At 45.0% G+C, this 20,532-nt stretch carries 16 protein-coding genes; 1 reads left to right on the forward strand and 15 read right to left on the reverse strand.

The genetic code is table 11. From position 1 onward, the window contains the following. Positions 1-29 precede the first annotated feature (29 nt). The 15 genes from DI53_RS17860 to DI53_RS17940 form a co-directional block, all read right to left on the reverse strand. On the reverse strand, positions 30-1,838 hold the full coding sequence (locus tag DI53_RS17860) for a RagB/SusD family nutrient uptake outer membrane protein (RefSeq protein WP_037503020.1): 1,809 nt from the start codon (positions 1,836-1,838) through the stop codon (positions 30-32). A 21-nt stretch (positions 1,839-1,859) separates the two neighbouring features. Beyond that, the gene (locus DI53_RS17865) at positions 1,860-4,958 is read right to left on the reverse strand and encodes a SusC/RagA family TonB-linked outer membrane protein (protein WP_241462469.1); all 3,099 of its coding nucleotides are present in this window, start codon (positions 4,956-4,958) and stop codon (positions 1,860-1,862) included. Between the two features lie 27 nt (positions 4,959-4,985). Continuing rightward, positions 4,986-5,558, reverse strand: a complete 573-nt coding sequence (locus DI53_RS17870) for an ATP/GTP-binding protein (protein WP_037503021.1) — start codon at positions 5,556-5,558, stop codon at positions 4,986-4,988. A gap of 559 nt (positions 5,559-6,117) precedes the next feature. Then, the gene (locus tag DI53_RS17875; RefSeq protein ID WP_037503024.1) at positions 6,118-7,302 is read right to left on the reverse strand and encodes a glycoside hydrolase family 76 protein; all 1,185 of its coding nucleotides are present in this window, start codon (positions 7,300-7,302) and stop codon (positions 6,118-6,120) included. Positions 7,303-7,304: 2 nt separating this feature from the next. Continuing rightward, positions 7,305-8,435 carry a glycoside hydrolase family 76 protein gene (locus DI53_RS17880; RefSeq protein ID WP_052072552.1) on the reverse strand — a complete coding sequence of 377 codons (1,131 nt, stop codon included), beginning with the start codon at positions 8,433-8,435 and terminating at the stop codon, positions 7,305-7,307. Between the two features lie 11 nt (positions 8,436-8,446). Continuing rightward, positions 8,447-9,592, reverse strand: a complete 1,146-nt coding sequence (locus DI53_RS17885; protein ID WP_037503026.1) for a SusE domain-containing protein — start codon at positions 9,590-9,592, stop codon at positions 8,447-8,449. Positions 9,593-9,610: 18 nt separating this feature from the next. Beyond that, positions 9,611-11,245: a RagB/SusD family nutrient uptake outer membrane protein gene (locus DI53_RS17890; RefSeq protein WP_241462470.1), complete on the reverse strand. Its 1,635-nt coding sequence runs from the start codon at positions 11,243-11,245 to the stop codon at positions 9,611-9,613. A 10-nt stretch (positions 11,246-11,255) separates the two neighbouring features. Beyond that, complete coding sequence (locus DI53_RS17895) at positions 11,256-14,366, reverse strand: SusC/RagA family TonB-linked outer membrane protein (protein ID WP_037503032.1); 3,111 nt, start codon at positions 14,364-14,366, stop codon at positions 11,256-11,258. Positions 14,367-14,838: 472 nt separating this feature from the next. Further along, the gene (locus DI53_RS17900) at positions 14,839-15,687 is read right to left on the reverse strand and encodes an ROK family protein (protein WP_037503035.1); all 849 of its coding nucleotides are present in this window, start codon (positions 15,685-15,687) and stop codon (positions 14,839-14,841) included. 142 nt (positions 15,688-15,829) lie between these two features. Then, a complete protein-coding gene (locus DI53_RS17905) occupies positions 15,830-16,819 on the reverse strand; it encodes a substrate-binding domain-containing protein (RefSeq protein WP_037503037.1) in 990 nt (329 codons plus the stop codon). Between the two features lie 290 nt (positions 16,820-17,109). Next, positions 17,110-17,295 carry a hypothetical protein gene (locus DI53_RS17910; RefSeq protein WP_037503040.1) on the reverse strand — a complete coding sequence of 62 codons (186 nt, stop codon included), beginning with the start codon at positions 17,293-17,295 and terminating at the stop codon, positions 17,110-17,112. A gap of 586 nt (positions 17,296-17,881) precedes the next feature. After that, positions 17,882-18,109 (reverse strand): hypothetical protein, encoded by a 228-nt coding sequence (locus DI53_RS17920; protein ID WP_052072553.1) that lies wholly within the window; start codon positions 18,107-18,109, stop codon positions 17,882-17,884. Continuing rightward, on the reverse strand, positions 18,078-18,392 hold the full coding sequence (locus DI53_RS17925; RefSeq protein WP_037503046.1) for a type II toxin-antitoxin system TacA family antitoxin: 315 nt from the start codon (positions 18,390-18,392) through the stop codon (positions 18,078-18,080). The genes DI53_RS17920 and DI53_RS17925 overlap by 32 nt, the downstream gene beginning before the upstream one ends. A gap of 260 nt (positions 18,393-18,652) precedes the next feature. Continuing rightward, positions 18,653-18,865 carry a helix-turn-helix domain-containing protein gene (locus DI53_RS17930; RefSeq protein ID WP_241462471.1) on the reverse strand — a complete coding sequence of 71 codons (213 nt, stop codon included), beginning with the start codon at positions 18,863-18,865 and terminating at the stop codon, positions 18,653-18,655. Positions 18,866-19,554: 689 nt separating this feature from the next. Continuing rightward, positions 19,555-19,785 carry a hypothetical protein gene (locus DI53_RS17940; protein ID WP_037503049.1) on the reverse strand — a complete coding sequence of 77 codons (231 nt, stop codon included), beginning with the start codon at positions 19,783-19,785 and terminating at the stop codon, positions 19,555-19,557. Here DI53_RS17940 and DI53_RS17945 point away from each other — a divergent pair. Then, positions 19,784-20,530, forward strand: a complete 747-nt coding sequence (locus DI53_RS17945; RefSeq protein WP_052072554.1) for a sensor histidine kinase — start codon at positions 19,784-19,786, stop codon at positions 20,528-20,530. The genes DI53_RS17940 and DI53_RS17945 overlap by 2 nt on opposite strands. The last annotated feature ends 2 nt before the right edge of the window (positions 20,531-20,532 follow it).

Raw genomic sequence — 20,532 nt, forward strand, 5'->3', positions numbered from 1 at the left:
TTCCCCAACTAATCCAAAATAAAAATCTATTACCAGCCTGGATTTTGTACCAGGTTCTCATTTTTAAGTACTTCGTTATTCGGAATTGGGAACAGATAGTCCCTTTCCGGGCGGAAGATCCGCGTTTCGATCAACGTTTTCTGATAGAAAGCATCGCCATCTGCCTGAAGATTTAATCCATACACCGGGCCGCTATCCGTGCTAGCTGCAATTTTCCAGCGGCGCGTATCGAAATAGCGCACACTTTCAAACGCTAACTCCACGCGACGTTCCCTACGGATGGCCTGACGCATATCGTCTTGGGAGGTTGGCGCAGGAATAGCGGCGGATCCGTATAGCGGCACTCCCGCCCTACTTCTTATCAGGTTAACATACCGCAAGATATCAGCATTGCCTGGACTGGACTCGTTCAAAGCTTCAGCATAGTCTAAATACATGTTTGCCAGACGAAGCAGCAGAGCCCCTCGTGAGTTACCATTTGCCGCGACATTTTTGCGTACGGTGTAGCCAGTGGGCGTCACATCGGAAGTACTTTGAACACGACCGGAGTTTCCATTATAATTAAAATTGGATATTACCGCGGTACTACTGTTGGCTTGATTCAGCCAATAGCTACCATTATACGTAATACCAACATAGAACCGTGGTTCGCGATTGGCATACATCGCAAATGTCGTTCGGTTTGCCACGTCGAAAGGCGCTCGGAAACTTACAAATCCAGTTGATACGTAACCTGATGCTGGGTTTTCGATAGGCAACCCATTTCGCATAAAGTAGGCATCGACAATCGACTGTGTGGCCCCATGTGCACCACCACCTTGTGCAGCGGAAGGAAAGCCGACGTGCTTTGGCGTACGGTCATATTGCATATTATTACCGCTATTTGCGCGAGCGAATATCCACTCTTTGTTCCAATCTATCGTCATTACGTTTCTACAAGCTAAATAGGCAGCTTGGAAAGGATCGGCGTTAGCTACGGTATACAGGTCGTAATAGGTTGGTACAAATTCATCTAGGAACTCCTTTGTAGCTGTTGCCGCAGTTGTCCACTTACCCGCATCTACGCTAGCGCTGTAAAGTGGCGTACCATCTCTATTCACTACCGAAGCGTAATCCTGATTACCGTTGAACAATGGGCTTGCCTGTAGCAACAGTGCTTGCGCTTTGTAAGCTTTGACTATACCTTTTGTAATTCGCCCAAATTCATCATTCGCCGGCAAGTATGGGAGATTGGCATAAGCGATATCCAGCTCGGAAACAATAAATGCAATGCACTCATCGAATGGTGTACGACTGAGTTTTAAATCCTCAATGGGTGCATTTAGGTCAAGTACCCCTTCTCCGAGAATAGGCACTGCGCCATACATACGCACCAAGAAAAAGTAATACAAGGCCCGCAAAGCGCGAGCTTCAGCTTTGTATGTCGATTTCATCAATTCCGTGACTTCAGCAGCATTAGCGCCGTCGATGTTGGCCATGAAGTAAGATGCGTTTCGGATCCCGCGGTAGTAGTTTGTCCAAAAACCGTTCACCGTTCCATCTGTGTTAGCCCACACACTTCGGTTCATGTTATTAGCGTAATTAAAATCCCAGGTGTATTTGGAATCGTCCGATGCTGCATTCCAAGGGCCTGCATTGCCTGTGCCTACGAAACGCTGCGCGTGCTCATTCGGAAGTGTATTGTAAATGTTGGCCAAGAATCGATCGGTATTAACCTTTGATTGGAAAATCTTATCGATCGTGATGACATCATCTGGTACCTGATCCAAATAGTTTTTGCAACTAGATACTATGGTGATCGTGAAAAGGATGAGGCAGAAATTGATTATTTTTTTCATGTCTTTTATATTAATCCGATGTTAGAAAGAAGCTTGAACGCCTAATGTAAGTGTACGGATGTTTGGATACCGCGACCCATTCGAAGTATTCAATTCTGGATCCCATAATTTAAAACTGCTCCAGGTCAGTAGGTTGTAGCCTTGCAGGTAAACGCGCGCATTGCGCAATAGAAAACGTTCCGCAGTAGATTTTGGCAAGTTGTAGCCTAAATCCACGGTCTTCAAGCGAATGAAATCGATATCTTTAATCCACCAGCTAGAGGCAACAGCGTTATTTCTATTCGCCGTATTACCATAGGCCAGACGCGGATAAAAAGGATTTGCTACCGGGTTTTCTTCGGTCCAGCGATCTTCGGCTATCGCAAAAAGATTACTACGCTCTGCCCCGGTGCTATTGTTAAACGGGATGATACCATCTCCTGAAATAAGCCGCTCTGCGCCAGACACGCCTTGGAAAAAACCACCAATATAAAACTGTTTGTAAGTGAAATTTACGCCAAAGCCAAATATATGGTTCGGCACATCACCATTTCCAATACGGGTAATATCATTGGCATCAATGATACCATCATCGTTCAGATCTTTATAACGGATGTCACCCAAACGCTGCTGTCCTAGCGCGGATTGATTGGCATGCGCATCAATTTCTGCTTGCGATTGAAATAGACCATCTGCTACGTAGCCAAAATTAGAAAGGTAGTTTACCCCCCGACGCTCCATGTAAGGAAATGGTTGGCGTGGCATGTCATTTTCAATGACCTTGTCACGGTTGAAAGTATAAGTTCCGCGCATGTCGACAAATACATTTCCGATCGGGAAAGGATTCAATTCTAAAGTCGCATCAAAACCTTTGTTTTCGATAATGCCTAGGTTACCCCATGGCGCACTGTTTAGACCAACGAAATTAGGCAATGACTCGCGCTGCAAAAACACCCCACTACGGCGTTCTTTAAATAAGTCAACGACTAACGATAGCTTATTATTTAAGGTATTGATTTCAATACCTAAATTTTGCTTGTGTGCCTCTGCCCACCTTACATCCGTTCCGTAATCGGTAATTGCACCACCTGCATAGGTCACATTGTTGGTGCCGTTTCCGAATGTATAGCCTCCCCCTTCGACATTGGTGTTTACCAGCGTGAGGTAGCCAAACCGTCTTCCGCCGTTACCACCATCACCCACTATACCGTTGGAATAGCGCAATTTTAGGAAATTGATAGTTTCTGCTAAGGGCGCAAAGAACTTTTCATTGGATACTACCCAGCCTAAACCAAACGATGGAAAAAATCCATACTTAAATCCTGGAGCAAAGTTTTCCGAGCCGTTGTAGCCAAAGTTTCCTTCAAAAAAGTATTTGTCTTTGTATCCGTACGTCAGACGACCTACGATACCTTGATTACGGTAAGGCAGCGAAGAGGTCACACTATTCGCAAATGCCCTCACCTCTTCACGCTGATTGTACAACAACATTGCAGTGATGCTATGGTCGCTAGCAATCGTCGTGTTGTAGTTTAAGGATGCTTCCGTATAAAACTGGCGATTAGAGTCATTTTCTCGTGAAAAACCCAGATCGTCCGATCCTTGCGAAATAATATTTAGGATTGGATTGCCTTCTGCATCGTATGGAAACAAGCGATTGATAAGGTAAGTACTGCGTGTACGGGTTCTATTGATTCGGTGTGAATTCCAAATATCAAAGGAGTATAAAGCATTAAACGTCAATCCTGGCACCCAAAAACTGAGATCCTGAATTAATCTTGCATTAGACATAATTTGGTTGCGGAAGGTATTTTGCGTTCCGGTTTGTGTAACCTGCCCGTATGGATTTGGCTGTGCGCCTGCAGAACTCACTCCAGGAACAAAGTTACCTGGATACATCACTGGGTACAAAACCGGATTAGTTTGCATAACATTGGCGAAAGCGTCCTGCGGATTTACTCCGGGATAATTAAGATTAGAGATGTATCCTTGGATGCCTAACTCGAACTTGGTCGTCTTTGTCCAGTTCATCCCCACGTTGGAAGTGAAATTGTAGCGCTTGAAACGTGTTGAAGCATTGTAACTTTGCAACGCATCCGTATTGAGTAAGGCGGTCTCATCGTAATAGGCGCCAGACACATAGTAATTAGCGAAATCAGATCCCCCACGTGCACTGAAATTAGCGCGCTTGTTATCGGACATATCGTTAAATAAAGCGTCCATCCAGTTCACATTCGGATATAGGTAGGGGTCCGTCCCCAGTATGGTATTATTGATGTAGTTATTGGAGTATTCCGGTGTCATGCCTGAAGCACGCTGCGCTTCATTACGCAATAACATGTAGGTAACGCCGTCCGTAAGTTCCGGTCTTCGCGTGAAAGCGGTCAACCCTTGGTTGTAGTTAAACATCAAGGTGGGTTTCCCCGTGGTTCCTTTTTTTGTCGTAATCAAGATTACGCCGTTTGCTCCTGCGACGCCATATACGGAAGTGGCAGCCGCATCCTTCAGTATGGAAAATGAGGCAATATCTTCGGGATCAAAGCTGTTAATGTCCCGCCCCTGCACGCCATCAACGACAACCAGTGGGCCAGCGTTATTTCCGGAACGATTAAACGTTGATATTCCGCGTATCCATAGGTCAGCGCCATCTCCGCCCGGTAAACCGGTACGTTGCACACCGACTAAACCAGCGATACGCCCTGCTAGCGTAGCACTAAGATTGGCTACAGGTTGTTTTAGATCATCAATGTTTACGCTGGACTGGGCTCCGACGACCGAGATCTTTTTCTGTGCACCAAAACCTACTACTACAACTTCGTTGATACTTTGATTATCAGCTTCTAACGTGATATTTAGATTCGTGATATTACCAATACGTGTGATATAGCTTTTGTACCCGACAAAATTGAAAATTATGGAGTCTCCACGTAACGCTTTAATTTTAAAATCACCTTGATTGCCGGTAACTTGCGTTTCCCCGGTCGTTCTATTGTGCACAGTCACACCACTAAGGGCCACTTCTAGCTCGTCACGGACAATTCCGGAGACGGTTGATTGCAGGTTTTCTTGCCCACTCGCTTGGCCAGCAAATAGTGTAGCAATAAAACAGGCAATCATGAATAGTAAGTTTCTATTATTCATAATTGTTTATATTGAAAGTAAATGTTGTTAGTCAGTTTTACGGTTAGGATCGTATATTAATCGCCATTCAGCCATTTGAAAGAGTCCGGTACCACCACGGATCGCGGATACATTAAGCCTATAATATCGGTACTGGTTAGCATTTTCGATATCGAAACGAACTTTTTGTAGGCGTGAAGCAAACATATAGTCTGTTTTGCTATCAAGTACCGTCCAGTTTTCCATATCATTAGAACCCACCAACTGCCAGTTTTTCGGGTCTCGATCCTGCGCATCGTTTGCAGACGCCAAGACATACGCAGATACAGCAATGCCACCTGGAAATCCTAGTTGCATAAAGAGATTTTCGCGATAGGGATTAATCAAAAATTTGGAGTTGTAATCATTGTCGACCAGTTTTAGGGATCCCTCGTTGCCAGAGGGTCCACTGGCATTGTCAAAGTTCACAGAGATTGTTCCCGACGAGGTAATGTCCATCTCGGGCTCGTCTTGTTCAGGCAATAGCTCATATTGCCTAACTTCCTCCTTCTCACAACCGGAGGTCGCAATGAGCATGCAGCCTGTCATCAGCGCATAAATAAGCTTGGTTCGCTTTTTCATAATAGGTGGTTTCGATTAAACGATTTAGTTAATAACCAAATATACCTATGGATATCTCAGCGCTTTGTTAATGCTTTGTTAACACTTTGTTAACGAAATGTTTATGGGAATGTTATTTAAAAATGGGCGTGAAGGATTTATGAACTATACACACCAAGAGATTTAAAAGTTGGATGGAAAGAGGGGGAAAATTTGGAAAGCTTGATCTTATCTATCAAGCCCAATATTTTTTAAAAAAGTTAATACATATGCGAAATGCATGTAAAGGCTAAGAAAAAGTCTGGCGTAAATTAGCATCGAGAAGCCCCATATAATGTGAAATTAGATGGGGCTTCTTTCAGAACGCCGATGCTTCACTATCATAATATATATTTATGCGTACCAAGGTTATGATTCGCTTCAACTCGCTAATGCAAATCCACTGAATCTCCGTTTAGCTTCCGGCTTTGACCGATGGTCTCAGAAGGTTTTGGTAGCAAAAAAACCTGTCTTGATTGTTGAAGACAGGCTTTTTTTGTTATTCGTAACGGCGGTCTCAAACCAACGAAGCACCTCCTGCTTACTTCATCTTTATGCCGGCTAAACGTGCATACATCTCCGCGATGGCAAATTGATCCAACAGCCATTTCTTGTCAGCAGCTTTATCTTTGCCCGACCAATCTTTTCCAAAAAGGCCATTTTTGTCCCGCATACTGATCCATGCTTTGTCCAGGTTCTTTTGAAACGCCTGTACATATTGTGCATCCTTATCCTGCTGATATAGTTCCAAATAGCCGCGCAGCATAATCGCGATAAACCAATTGTCACTTTTTTTCAAGACGGGGTATCCCGTTGTGCCGTCGGACGTAAAGAAGTAGCCTAGACCGCCTTTTGCCGACTCCTGGGCATCCTTCAAATATTCTTTATCCTGAGTAAGCTTATACAGCAAGGCGCCAGCCTGGATCATCTGCCCCGTATTGTATGGGTATTTTGCCTTTTGCACTTTCCCTGCCAGACTAATATTGTCCCAATACAACTTGTCGCTCGGATCCTGCAAATTCTTTTTTGTCCAAGTATACAAGCTGATGGCATCGTTAAGATAGGCTTTAGATTTGGTAGCTTCGTAAAGCTTCAGCAGGTAGACCACCGCCGGTGCATTGGAGCAGGTATTTTTGGATTCCTTCTTCTGCTCGCACCAATAAATTCCACCGCCCAGCTTATCATCCATGCCACTTTGCACAAAATTCCATATTTCTTGCGCTTTGTTGAGGTAAGCCTTTTCTTTCGTGTGTAGGTAGAGATCTGCAAAATCGATCCCCAACCAGATGTTATCGTCGTAAAAGCGATCCGAAGGTGGCGCACTGTTTACATAGGAGGCGTACCCTACAGGGCTTCGTTTATCGTAATAGTGCTCCAGACCGGGAAGCACCGATTGGTCGATATGTTGCTTAATGGCGGCGTCATCCTTGGTTTCCAGCAGCGCCACATAAGCCGATAAGCTGCCCGAAAAGGGCCACAAATAAGAATAGGCATTGGCCTTCGGCTGGTTGTTGTCATCTGCTAGATATGTCGCGCTGTACTGCTCATCAAAGGGATAAGTTTCCCGAAAAAGATGCTTACCATCTGCTACGGCATACAATTTCTCGATGTGGGAAAGGCTTTCGCTTGCACGGGCATAGTTTGAGTTTTCGGGTTGTTTTTGCGCTTGCAGGCAGGTGGCCCACAAGATCGCCATCGCGGCTCCTACTACTTTTTTCATCATCATTATTATTTACTGTTTTTTTCAAAATATGCAATACTCTCGAACAACATGGCTGCACTGGTTTGTGCCGTCAGCTGGGCATCACCACTAGGACGTTGCGCCCAGGAGGAGCCGAAAAGCAGGAAGTTTTCGTCCGCTCCTTGCAGCCAAGCCACCCGACCATTATTGCGCAGGAAATTCTCAAACTTCAGGCGGAAGGCCTGCTCTACGCCGTCGCGCTGCAACAGCTGCACAAAATAGCGCATAAATATCCCTTTAAACAAGGCGCCATCGCCATTGCCTTCATCGCGCAACACGTTACTGCTGGCATCAATGCATTTAGAAACCGTGTAGTTGGCCGTCTTTTGTGCATCGTTCATATAAAGTGGATCCTGAGTAACATCATAGAGTTCCACTGCCGTACCCAAGAACGTACCTTGATTATAGGTTAGGGCCACCGTACTGATGACATCCGTCTGCCCATTGATGTTATCAAAAACAGCGCCCGTCGCCCGATCGAAAAGCACATCCTTTTGCCATTCATAAATAAGCTTTGCCCAGTCTAAGTAAGCTTGTTCCTTCGTTAGCTTATATAGGCGCACCGCCAATATACTTGCCGGACCATTGGAGCAGGCATTTTTCGAATACAACATATCCTTACGCCAGGCCAACCCTCCGCCCGCATATTCCGTGTTCCAAGCTTTCAGGATGTCGGCCCATAGCACAAGGGTTGCATCCATGTATTTCTGCTCCTTTGTGATTTCGTAGAGGCGTAGAAAGGTCAAGGCATTCCACTCCATATCATCGTAAAACACGTTGTAATAGTTACCACCATTTTTCACACGCACTCCCTCGAACCAGGTTCCAAAATAAGCACTATATTTTGGGTCGTTGGTTCGCAAAAACGCATCAATCACCGCATCCATCGCATGCGCATTTGGCCAATACTGAAAGCCAAGATCTGAACGGTCGCTTCCGTAGTTAAAGTAACCCTCCGCATTCCAAAATTGGCGGATCAAGGTATCTGTAGTTCTGTTCGCCATCTCCTCCCAAGAGACGGGCAACTCGTCATTAAACTGGTATTCATCGTTAATCTTGCCGCAGCTCGCCAAAGCGAGCAGGGCAAAAAACGCGAATCCTATCGCTCCTAATTTCATCCGTTCAGGGTTTAGTTTACTTTAACAATATGTGTATACTCCTTATCGCCCTGCAGCACCACACTGATCGTGGTCGACTTGCCATCTACAGCGCCATCAAACTTCCATTTGTCGTCCCATTGTGTTACCACATTGAGTAATTTCACATGGTAGTAAGATGGATCACTCGCTGCTGTCGGGCGGCTATCTGTTGAATTTTTCGCGCCTAATTGCTGTACGACGTTGTTTCCATTGCTCACTGTCGTGAGTTGGAATTTATAGCGTTCGTCCCGGCCCCAGCTTTCCTGGCGGAAAGTTACCACACCGGTACCACTCCAGATTCCTTTTCCTTGGTAAGGCAGGGTGAACAAGATTTTATTTTCCGGTGAGAACCATACGCCAATAGAACGAATCTCCGTAACGCTTACCGTAGCCACATTAAAGTCGAGCACCACGCGGTAAACGCCCGTTTGGCTCACCTGCATATTCGTTTCTTCGGCTGCTTCTTTAAGCTTCACCTGATCATCCGTATAGAACTTGCGGGCATTAGCATCCTTGCGATCCAGAAATACATAGCTTTTACCGGCCTCTAAGCGTGTGTAGATTTCAAACTCGCCAGGTGCCGTTTGTTTGAACGGCAAAGCTGTTGCCACAGCTGTTCCGCCCTCCGACCCTTCCCCCGAAACATACAGCTCATCCGGAATATCAGCAAAGCCCTCCAAGCTGTTGATATTGAGCTTACGGACCACAGACGACTGCATGCGCTTTATTCCACGCGAGGCGATGACTGTCCACTGTACTTCGCCGCTCTCGCCCGGATTTACGCCCGAGGAAACCGCAACGGCATTCAATACCTTGTGCGTCACATAGGCATTATTGGCAAATCCGTTATTGTTGGACATCAGCTTATAAAGTGGCTTCGAAAAATCGCCACCTACCTTATCAAACACCACCTCATAGAGCGCGGCTCCGCCATCCTCGCTGAGCGCGGCCTCCCACTCAAAAAACAAGGAAGAGGTACTCGAACTCACGAGTTTCACGGTTTTGTTGTCCAAGGGTTCAAACAGAGCGGTTACTGGCGTGACCTGCACGTCCGTATAGTTCATATCATCCGTTTTGCACGCTTCAAAGCAGGCGAGCAAGGCTGAAAGCCAAATAAAAATTGAAATTCTTTTCATGATTGCTTAGATTATAATTTAGTTAGCATGGCCGGGGTTATTCGGCAATAAGTTTTTGTTTAAGTCGACCTCTACTTGCGGCAGCGACCACAGGTAATCCCTATTTTCATCAAAGCGTCGGGTATCGAGGCGGATGTAGCTGCTGTTACCGTTGGCAAATTTCGCCCCATACACAGGTCCGTCGAGATAGGTTTTACCAGCTTTCCAACGTACAATATCGAAGTAGCGTAAGCCTTCTAATGCCAATTCACTACGGCGTTCGTTACGAATCAATGTCGTCATTGCCGCGCTACTCAGCCCGACAGGAAAATCTAGCGCGGTAGCGGCTTCAAAGCCAGCCCTTACGCGGATCGGGCGAATAGTTTGATTCCACACGGCTGCATCCAGTTGTCCCAGCTGCTGCTTTGCTTCAGCATACATCAATAGCACATCTGCATAACGAAACATGATGATGTTTAAGCCGGATTGGAATACCTCTGTAGCCGTTCTATCGTAGTATTTGCGGACATAATAGCCAGTGGGTGACGTATTGGCTGCGGCGCCGCTGTACACATCCATTCGCTCTTCGTTGTTGCTTCCTGTGCCGGGGCGTATGTAGATTGTGCGCGTGCTGCCGTTGAAATTCACCCATTGCGCACCGTGATGCACCACTGTAGCCGTCAGCCGAGGATCCCGGTTCACGTAGGGGTTGTTCTCATTGTAACTCGGGTTATCGCTTATGCTTGCTCCGCTTAACGTCAGGTAGTTATCAACCAAACTTTGCAGCGGCGCATAGGCATTCAAACGGGCACCGGCCGATAGCGGCGCGGCGTCATAGAGCTTACCCCACATCTTGAGCGAGGGCACATAGGCATAGTCCAAGATCACCTCTTCATTGTACTCGTTGGCGGCTTCGAAAAGACCCGTATAATTCGAGAAGAGCGCATAGTTGCCGTAGGTTCCTTGCGCATTCATCAAGCTATCGCAGTAGTCAGCCGTCTTTTGCCAATTATTCTCATAGAGGTATGCGCGGGCTTGGAAAGCCATGACTGCACCTTTGGTAATCCGGCCACGATCGGTAACTTCCAGTTCATTGCGACTAGGAAGCATACTGCTGATGGCGGAAAGTTCTGTATGGATAAAGGCGATAATGGTCGCTTTTGGTGTGCGGCCAATCTGCTCTGATTCTTCCAGCGTGACATCCTCGGTGAAAAAAGGTACATCGCCGTAGAAATTGACTAAGCGGAAATAAATCAAAGCCCGGATGAAGCGCATTTCGGCTCTTTTACGTTGCTTCCAGGCATCCGTAGCCTCCGGCACGCGATCTACATTGGCTAAAAATACGTGTACGGTCTTCAAGCCGCCATATGCATCATTCCATTCGGAAGCGAAGCGCCCCAAAGTCGGCATCGGCATACCGTTACGGATCGATCGCTGATCGGTATTGGATCGTCCTTCAAAAATATTATCACTCAGCGCTTCATCATTAAACATTTTATCTGCGGAGTACATTTGATTGTAGGCCATATTGACCATTTGTTCGGCATTGTCTACCGACTGCCAAAACGTGGCATCAGTAAATTCGTCGGTCGGCAGCGGATCCATCGTATTGCAGGAATACAAAGTTGTCAGCAAGAGGCCGCTGCTGTATAGAAAGTGAATTATTCGTCTCATTGTCATGCTATTAAAACTGTATATCTAAGCCTAAACCGTAGTATTTCAAAGTGGGATAGTTTCGGGCACTGTTGGCGCTACCGCCCATATTACCGTCAAATTCCGACGACTCAGGATCGATCCAGGAGTTCATGCTTAGGGTTAGTAAATTTTGTGCATTCGCAAAAATGCGTGCGCGCTGTAAATGCAGGCGATTGGACCAGCTTTGCGGCAAGGAGTAGCCTACCTGCAGATTCTTTAGACGCGCGTAGCGACCATCGAATAGGTAAATATCCGATTCCATTTGGTAGTTGTTACTCGTCGAGGCTGATCCGGCCGCCGTGAGCCGAGGCCAGGCGGCATCGGTATTGGTGGGCGTCCAATAGTCCAGCTGATGCTGATAAATGGCAAAGGAATAGTTTTCGTGGAAAGGCTCCACCAGCTCACCGCGCACCATCATATCACGCTTGCCCACCCCCTGCCAAAACATGCTGAAATCAAAATTCTTGAATTTTAAGTCGTAAGTAAACCCGAAGGTAACCCGCGGAAATCCGTGCCCCAGTACAAAGCGGTCTTTGGAGTCTATAACCCCATCGTTGTTGCGGTCGATATAGCGCACATCGCCGGGCTGCAGATCTGACGAGCTGGTTCCCACAGGCAAAGCTGCTGTCTCGATCTCTTGCATATTCTGGAAGTAGCCCTGAACCCTGTACCCGTAGTAGGAGTTGACCGGTAACCCTTCACGTATAATCTTACGAATGCGGTCAGTTTCCGAGAACTGTTCCTTGCCTTCAAAATAGGTTACTTCGTTATATGTATCGCCAACATTGGCTGCGAAGCTATGCTGTGCCTCTCCCGTGCGCATGTTGTAGGCGAGCACTAACTCCCAACCTTGGTTTTTCATTTTACCAATATTTTTCTTGTTTAAGACAGTCCCAAAAACAGAAGGAATACTTGGTGTTAACAAAATTTCTGATGTAAGTTTATGGAAATAATCAAAGCTGGCCGTTAGGCGGTTTTGCAGAAAAGAAGCGTCTACCCCCATATTAAAATTATTCGTTCTCTCCCATTGCAAGTCGTCCGTACCTATTCGAAAACCAGCACCACTTACAGCGGTATTGTTGAAACCATAGCTGTTGTTAAACGGTTCGTATCGGGTCAGAAACTGGTAAGGATCCATGTCCTGATTTCCCAACACGCCATACGAGGCGCGAAGTTTCAAGTCACCTACGCGTTCATTGTAGGCTTGCATAAAGGATTCTTCGGAAATGCGCCATCCCGCAGAAACCGATGGAAAGAAACCCCATCGATAGGCTCGGGCAAAGCGTGACGAACCATCGTACCGGGCCGTAACTTCTAAAAAATAGCGCTGTGCATAGGCATAGTTCAAGCGCCCTATCAACGAAGTAATGTTAATTTCCCTAGTTCCATCTAATGATGAACGACTCGACGGATCAAACTCCGTCCCGGTGGTCGGTGTGCCCAAGATCGGGTCCGTAAAGCGGTATTTGATTTCATTAATGCGACTCGTTTCCGACTCGTTGGTCGCGCCAAAGAGCCCTTTCAGTTCATGGTTGCCAAAGGTTTTGTTGTAGTCCAATAGCAACTGGTAGTTTAGCAAGGTTCTTTTTTCGTTAAAATCTTCCGTATTGCGTGTGGAATTGACGTTGACGGAAGGTCTTTCGGCATCGGCGATCGCATACAGGGGCACCTGAATGCGTCGAATAAAGCGATGGTCTGCATTAATGTCGGCACCGAACACCCCACGTAGCTTCAGGCCGTCCATCAGCCGCACATCCAAGGCGACATTAGCGTTGAAAAAATCATTGTCACTTTTGATGTAGCCCCCATCGCGCAATTCAGCCAAGGGATTTTGATCAGTCAGCGCATTGTTGATCAGGTAACGGCCATTATCAGCTTGCATACGGTAATAGTAGTAGGGCGGGATACGCGAAGAGTTGATAATGGCATTGCTTGCCGTGCTACTTAAACCGTTATTACGCGCATAAGATACGATCGTATTCAGTTTGAAGATGCCATACTCAGTAGACATATTGCTACGTAAGTTGTAGCGCTTGATACCATAATCGTTATTGCCAACAAAATTGCTGCGTTGATCAAGAAAACCACCGGAGAAGAGATAGGTCGAGCTTTCACCGCCACCCGATACCGTGACATTATGGTTCTGCTGCAAAGCGGTCTTCATTATTTGGTCGTAGTTCCATTGTTCGACGTCCCGGTTATTATAAAGATCTTGTATTTGATCTGGGGTAAATTCGGGATCCTTACCCACATTGGTCAGGGCCAAATTCTTCAGTGTGGCATTTTGGTAGCCCTGTACTGGGTTGAATAGGATCTGCGGATCTTGGGCGCCAACTAAGGAAGAGAGATTCACGCGTGGCCGTTGGTTCCGCTTTCCGCTTTTCGTGGTGACCAAAACCACACCATTAGCCGAACGCGATCCGTAGATCGCTGCTGTACCCGCATCTTTCAGTACCGATACGTTTTCAATATCCATCGGGTTTAGCTTATTCAGGGCACCCACATCCGTGATCAAGCCATCGATCACCACCAACGGCGCATTACTGTTCAGGGTGGATATACCGCGGATATTGATATTCATGGTATTGCTGTTGGGGTCCATGCTACGCTGCTGTATATTCAGGCTTGGCGACGCTCCCTGCAAAGCCTGCATGGTATTAGCCACCGGCCTGTTTTCTATGGCTTTGGCATTGATTTGGTCCACAGCGCCCACTACGGAGCGACGTGTGGTGGTGCCATACCCAACGACAATCACTTCATCAAGCGACTGGTTATTGCCCGACATAGTAACGGTCATCTCCGTTCCTTCCACCCGGCGCATCACGTCTTGATAGCCTAAATACGTGATACGCACTTGGTCGCCGAGTTTGGCCTGGAGGCTGAACGAGCCGTCGCTATCGGTCACCACCGAAGTAGACGTACCAACAACAAGTACCGTTGCTCCTTGCACGGGGCTGCCGCGCTCATCGACTACCTTCCCGCGCACAGAAACCTGCAGGTCTATTTTGTGCGATAAAAACGTATCGACGCTAGCTTGTATAGGGTGATGCACAAACAGCAAAGCCCCCGCAACAAGAAATAATTTCGACTTTTTGATCATAATAAAGAATGGTTTATATCGTGGCTTGCGCCTGTTAGCAAAACCGGGTTAGCTTGACGCCTAAACCGGTTTAACAAAAGTAAATATAAAATTTACATTTCCTAATAAAGCTGTTATTTTTTTAGTAACAATCGTACCGGAGCAATCCTGATCGTAATGCGCATACCTTTCGAGAGCTAAGGGTCTTCAATATATACAATCGCACACAGGGCATCTGCGTCTGAGCATATAGAATTTCCTCTACACGTTGCTTTCTGCAAATAGCTTTTCAATAGCTCCGTGCAAGAGACCTTTAAGTTTTCCAATCCTCCTCCCTTGTGTTAGGGCAATTGACAGGGTTGGCCTAAGTCAGCGAGCACTAGTTATCTCAGCTTTTGGATAATCTGCCTCTCACTGAAGCAATCAGTTGCCGCAACGCCAAACAAGAAAAAACCGACAAAAGCAGAGATCGGCACGTATTCTTCTGCATGTATCATTGTTTATAAGAACTTGCAAGACCTAGAAATAAATTCCATTCCTGAAACGAGGCCACGTAGCAAGGCAGCTGCAGCTCTTTTTCGATCGTTGGCAAAAACAAGCGGTGTGCCTTGGCTATATTCCCGCCAAACACGATGCCATCTGTTTGCAACGGCAGAATATACTGTCTCAAGAAGTCTAGTAGTGCATCGCTTAGGTAGCCAAAGGCTGCCACACGCTCCGATTCCAAATCTTCGGCGTCAAGCAATGCTTTAACGTGCGGCAAATGACGAACCCCTTGGTGCTGCAGAAAGGCCAGCATGCCACGCGTCGAGATATAATCTTCGGCTATCCCCTCACGAAAGATAGCTGAACCATAGTTCAGATCCTTGACCTCGCCTTCAGCATATAGGGCAGATCCCAAACCTGTCCCCAGCGTTAGCCCCACCATACGTTTTTTCTGCAATTTGTAGTGATAAAGCTCGCCCCACAGAAACGCTTCGGCATCATTCACAAACTGCACGGCATCCCCCGGGATCTTATAGCAGTCGCTCAGGTAAGACCTCACATCCATATGGAGCAATGCTTGATATTTATGCATACCGTCCATCAAACAGATTCCGTGCACATAGTCAAATGGTCCGGGCATTGCAATCAGGAGCGCAGCTATATGTTGATGTTGCTCATCCCACACTTGTCGAATCACGACATCCCACTGTGTCAATATGTGGTCTCGGCTTTCGCCACTGTCTACGTCGCCCCGCGCATCTCTCAGGGCATAGTACTGCCCGCCTTCGGCACGTAGAGTGGCCGCCGCGATATGCGAACCGCCAATATCCAAACATACAACAACCGACTCTTTCATAGGCTGGCTTGGCGGCCTTCGTGGCACACAACGTGGTGTAAAAAACTTGTAGAAAAAATGACTTATAATGGTTGTTAGCAAAAAGCAAAACCGGTTTTGCTTTTTGTAAAGCTAGAAGATTTCGGGAGAATCTCCAAATATTCTATAAAGAACTTTCGCGGATTTGCAATTTGGACTTGATAATTTTTTCGTTGAAGGGCTTATCCCGGTCGTTAAGCTGTTCGATCAGCATCTGCACGACGGCTTTGGCAATCTTTTCCAGCGGTTGCCGAACGCAAGATATTTGCGGACGCATCAGCTCCAGCACTTCTAAATCATCAAACGTGATCACGCCAAGGGTTTGTTCGCGATCAAGCTTACGCATAGCTTTCAGCCCTGCTATGCAAACGTAATTCGTGCTAAAAAATACGCCATCAATTTGGGGATTTTTTTTCAGCCATTTGGTAATGGCATCAACCGGATCACCGCTTCGAGCAAGGAAGGAAACATAAAGCAATTGCTCCTCGCGACCATCTTCGCTCAGCACCTCGCGGTAGGCGCGCAGGCGATCCTGCATCTGTGGTTGTTGCGAGTCGATTGTTACCATACCTATCCTTTCATAGCCCTGCTGGAGCAAATGCTCTACAGCCTGCCGACTCGCTTCGTAGTTGTCAGTGCCCACATAGTTGGTCTGCACGTTTGGAATTTTACGGTCGAAAAGCACGAGCGGCACCTTGCTCTTAAGCATATGTTCCACCTCTGTCCGCATTGCGTCCGTAGGTGCCAGTATAATACCTTCTACCTGCTTCTCCAGCATCGTTTGCACAATCTCCGCCGCCAGCGTGTTGTCGCCCATCGTACTGCTATAAAGCACCTGATACTCGTGCTTGCGCAGGTATTCCTCGATATGCAGCGCAATTGGTCCAAAAAAGGAATCGCCAATATTTTCCACAATCAGGCCAATGGTGCGCGACTTGCCTGTCGCCAAGCTCTTTGCCAAGGCGTTAGGCTTGTATCCTATCTCTTCTATGTAGTCGCGAATGCGTTGCGCAGATGCTTTACTGATCCGGCCCTCCTCAGCCTTACCATTGATGACTAACGAAACCGTCGATTTCGATACGTTGAGGTGTTTCGCTATTTCACTAATGGACATGCTACCGTTTTTTCTTGCCAGCAAATTACAATTTTTTTTAATTTTTTTTCAAAATCATGCCGCTGCTTTTCATACATGCAGATTTGGTCCGTGGTTTCTCCCACAAGATTTAAAATCTTAAATCCGCAGTCTACGTACCGTTTCAGCTTGTTTTGGGATTAACCAACGCGCTATATATCTGCAAGATTAACGAAAAAAATGGCAAGTCTTGCTTTTTATACATCCCTGCTTGCATGGCTTTGATGAAGCTGTTGATAATTCGCATACGCAAGATGCCCATCAAAACGGACTTATGCCATATCCTTCGTGTTTTTCACCAGCCCTATCCCTGAAAAGAAAAAAATTAGGGCAATTACACCTACCACTGCCAAGGTCATGTAGTCAGTGCTTTTATTGATTAGTCCATAGCCAGCGTATAATAGTCCACCTATACCTAATATGGTTAGAATGGTTCCGAAAGTGCGTTTTACGTTCATCGTTCTGTGTTTTCATTCACAAAACAATATCTATGCCTTATTCCAACAAAAGCGGCCGAGGGAACGGAGAATTATTCCATCAGACACTTTTGAACGTATGTCCCATCCTATTGAAAAATACATTGGCGACATCATTTTCTGTCAATGTACCTGCTAATAGATCCTTATACTCATCTAGTACCTTTGATTGGGCTCGGTGTGGGAATTTGTCTTGAAATATAAGGAAACAAATTACGAGCCTACCCCCTAAATTCACAGGAGGCGGATTCCACAAGAACATATAAAATGTTAGCTTACTCCTGCCTAGGATAAGGAAAATAGCCTTATAGGATATCCTGACACGCGACAATTAAAGAAAGAATTTACCCGTTTTGAAATAATCACAAGCCACATCTAGAAAGGCGTTCATTGTATTCCTCTAACTTTGCACTCTGGAACGCGAGGTAAAAAAAAGCGGTTGTAGAGACGGACGCGGCTTCAGACGAAAGGTAAATCTAATGGTAGCTTTTTATCAAAAAAGATGATCAAGTTAAAGAAACGATTAGCTGCATCTTTAGACGGTTTCAAATAAAATGCGCTACTTTAATTAACTCTTAAGATGGTCAGGTATATCGTCTTGATCAATACTGCTTGAGGATAGCGTATAGTAGGCTATTACATTTTCATTTTCATCCTCATCTTCAAGTATATAACAGACAGCCAATTTGCGTTTTACATCTTGGCTCACGTATTGTTTAATGTAGTTATCAAGCTCGACAACACCACAGGAAAAACCGTTTCGGTTATGCTTTTTTTCTAAAACCTTTAAGGTCATCAATCGATAAGTTGGTAAATTGAGAGTAATCCTTCAATGCAGTTTTTAACGACTCATTTGGCGCAGGTGGATTAAGCAATGCTTCGACAAAAACTACTCTGTCGTCCATAGATTTCAAAATTTTAGTTTCTTTCTCTATAATACGAATAGCTTCATTTTTTGCCAAAGTCACAATAAACTCCGAAACAGTTTTAAAACCGCCTATTTCAGCCGCGTATTTTATAAGCGCTTTGTGCTCCTTGCTGATGCGTACATCAATTCTATCATTTACTAAAGTTGCCATAAGATTACCTATTAACTTTACAAATGTGCGTCATTTTTCCGTACTTCTGAAATACGTCGATATTTTATCATAAACATGCACACATGATTTTTCTAAATAATGCTTTGCGCTTAATGGTATAGTAATGTTAAAATTGATTCGGATATCTTTTAACGTATGTTCCATCATACTGAAAATTTATTCACCGTCATCGTTTTCCGTCAATGTGCCCGCTAAAAGATTGTTATAATACACCGCTGCTTTCCTCATCGTTTTTATTTCTAAACCGAAATTTCTCTAGTATTGACCGGCGCTAATGTATGACCGAACATCTTAAGTACTTGATTTACTTTTTCTAAATTGAGATTCTCTTTACCCTGTTCTATTTTACGTACCACTGTAAGTGCAACGCCAGCGCGATCTGCGAACTCCTCTTGGGTGAGATTTACCTCTTTTGTCTTTTGTCTTACAAACTCCGATAATCCTAACATCATTATATGCATTTGCAACGAATATGATCAAAAGTTATCCATTATATGCATAAACATATAACATACGAAATTTCATCATATGTATATGCGAACGCATATAACACACCTATCTGTTACTCAATTGAAAAATCATTATGATTAGCAGAGGGCTATCTACGAACTAGAAATTATAAAAATGAGACGCCTACCGTGACTCTGCGTGTTCCTAAAGTGCCCTAAGAAGCGAAAAAGCCGCTTTTCCTTGCAGAAAAGCGGCTTTTTGTTTTGTGCGCCCACCTGGGCTCGAACCAGGGACCAAAAGATTATGAGACTTTTGGACGACTAGGACGAATATGATGGAAAAGCTTCGTTTCTGACTTACCGAGGCAATATATTGATAATTATTGAGATGTGGAAATTTAGCGTTGTAACCTATTTGTAACACTTTTTCTTAATTTGTCGGCCTACTGATTACAAATTAAATGGTTTCTGATCGGTGAAGGATGTTAAAAGTCCGTTTCAGATCTACAAAGTCAACTTATTGATTATCATTGGAAATCTAAAATCCAGTACTGTTAAATTTTTTGTAACAAGAAACGAGGTATTGGACTTTATACGGAGAAAGACAAGATTTTACATATGCAACGTTTCAAATTACTACGCCACAAGAAGAAATATTTCTGAAGAAAGCATAAGAAGCAATTCCAATTTGATTAATCTATATTTTTTAAACTTGGGTTGTGCTTTGAGTAATACTCTCCGACAATATATTCAGGCTTATTCAAATTTTCAAGCAAATAGGACGTTGTATAGATTAATTGGTAATTATCCTGTGGATATTTCAGCGCTTCCTTTACAATTATCTCCTGAAAGTTGTGTGCTCTTTTTGGCTCGATACCTTTATCTTCCATATTATCACAAAGAACAAATCTAGGATAACGCATGTTTTTCATAACTAATGAACCAAAAAAGATAGCAAATCGCGCAGTTGTTTTCAAAATGGACTTCTTAGGTATCGTTTCACACGAGCTTAAATCACCGCTAACTTCTCTATCAGGTTATATACAGATTTTGCAGAGTAGAAGTAGAAAACTCCAAGATGAATCCTTTGCAAATCTTTTAGGGAGTGCGGCGCGACAAAATGCGCGAATGCGAGGGCTTATTGAAGGATTTCTAGATGTAGCCCGAATTGGTGAGGGTAAGTTAAGTTTAAAACTGGTGTCTTTCGATACTGCCGTACTGCTGCGCAACATCCAACAAACTTACCAAGAAACCATTGATAGCCACAGCTTACAATTTAGCGACCTAGCGAGCATTAATTTGGAAGCTGACCAAGATAAAATTGAACAGGTAATCGTCAATTTAGTCAACAATGCCATAAAATATTCTCCGAGCGGGACAACGATCACTATTGAAGCAAGAAATGCGGATGATCATTTCTGTATACGGGTTGCTGACCAAGGTCCCGGTATCTCTGTAGAAAACCAACAAAAACTATTTTCAAGATTCTTCCGTATCGAGAACGAACAAACTGAACTTGTAAGTGGATTTGGGATTGGACTATATATCTGTCGAGAAATTATTAGTCTGCACGGAGGGGAAATCGGAATAGAAAGTGAACTTGGTAACGGCTCAACATTTTTCTTCAAATTACCAATAACAAAAAAAGAACAATCTGTCGTTGCATAGAA

The sequence above is a fragment of the Sphingobacterium deserti genome, from assembly GCF_000757725.1.
Lineage (GTDB): Bacteria > Bacteroidota > Bacteroidia > Sphingobacteriales > Sphingobacteriaceae > Sphingobacterium > Sphingobacterium deserti.

Excerpts from the sequence above, each read along its gene's own strand:
- DI53_RS17905 (WP_037503037.1), bottom strand. The coding sequence starts at position 16,819 with ATGTCCATTAGTGAAATAGCGAAACACCTCAACGTATCGAAATCGACG.
- DI53_RS17890 (WP_241462470.1), bottom strand. The coding sequence starts at position 11,245 with ATGAGACGAATAATTCACTTTCTATACAGCAGCGGCCTCTTGCTGACA.
- DI53_RS17930 (WP_241462471.1), bottom strand. The coding sequence starts at position 18,865 with ATGATGTTAGGATTATCGGAGTTTGTAAGACAAAAGACAAAAGAGGTA.
- DI53_RS17865 (WP_241462469.1), bottom strand. The coding sequence starts at position 4,958 with ATGAATAATAGAAACTTACTATTCATGATTGCCTGTTTTATTGCTACA.
- DI53_RS17895 (WP_037503032.1), bottom strand. The coding sequence starts at position 14,366 with ATGATCAAAAAGTCGAAATTATTTCTTGTTGCGGGGGCTTTGCTGTTT.
- DI53_RS17875 (WP_037503024.1), bottom strand. The coding sequence starts at position 7,302 with ATGATGATGAAAAAAGTAGTAGGAGCCGCGATGGCGATCTTGTGGGCC.
- DI53_RS17880 (WP_052072552.1), bottom strand. The coding sequence starts at position 8,435 with ATGAAATTAGGAGCGATAGGATTCGCGTTTTTTGCCCTGCTCGCTTTG.
- DI53_RS17945 (WP_052072554.1), top strand. The coding sequence starts at position 19,784 with ATGTTTTTCATAACTAATGAACCAAAAAAGATAGCAAATCGCGCAGTT.
- DI53_RS17925 (WP_037503046.1), bottom strand. The coding sequence starts at position 18,392 with ATGGCAACTTTAGTAAATGATAGAATTGATGTACGCATCAGCAAGGAG.
- DI53_RS17860 (WP_037503020.1), bottom strand. The coding sequence starts at position 1,838 with ATGAAAAAAATAATCAATTTCTGCCTCATCCTTTTCACGATCACCATA.
- DI53_RS17885 (WP_037503026.1), bottom strand. The coding sequence starts at position 9,592 with ATGAAAAGAATTTCAATTTTTATTTGGCTTTCAGCCTTGCTCGCCTGC.
- DI53_RS17940 (WP_037503049.1), bottom strand. The coding sequence starts at position 19,785 with ATGCGTTATCCTAGATTTGTTCTTTGTGATAATATGGAAGATAAAGGT.
- DI53_RS17900 (WP_037503035.1), bottom strand. The coding sequence starts at position 15,687 with ATGAAAGAGTCGGTTGTTGTATGTTTGGATATTGGCGGTTCGCATATC.
- DI53_RS17910 (WP_037503040.1), bottom strand. The coding sequence starts at position 17,295 with ATGAACGTAAAACGCACTTTCGGAACCATTCTAACCATATTAGGTATA.
- DI53_RS17920 (WP_052072553.1), bottom strand. The coding sequence starts at position 18,109 with ATGACCTTAAAGGTTTTAGAAAAAAAGCATAACCGAAACGGTTTTTCC.
- DI53_RS17870 (WP_037503021.1), bottom strand. The coding sequence starts at position 5,558 with ATGAAAAAGCGAACCAAGCTTATTTATGCGCTGATGACAGGCTGCATG.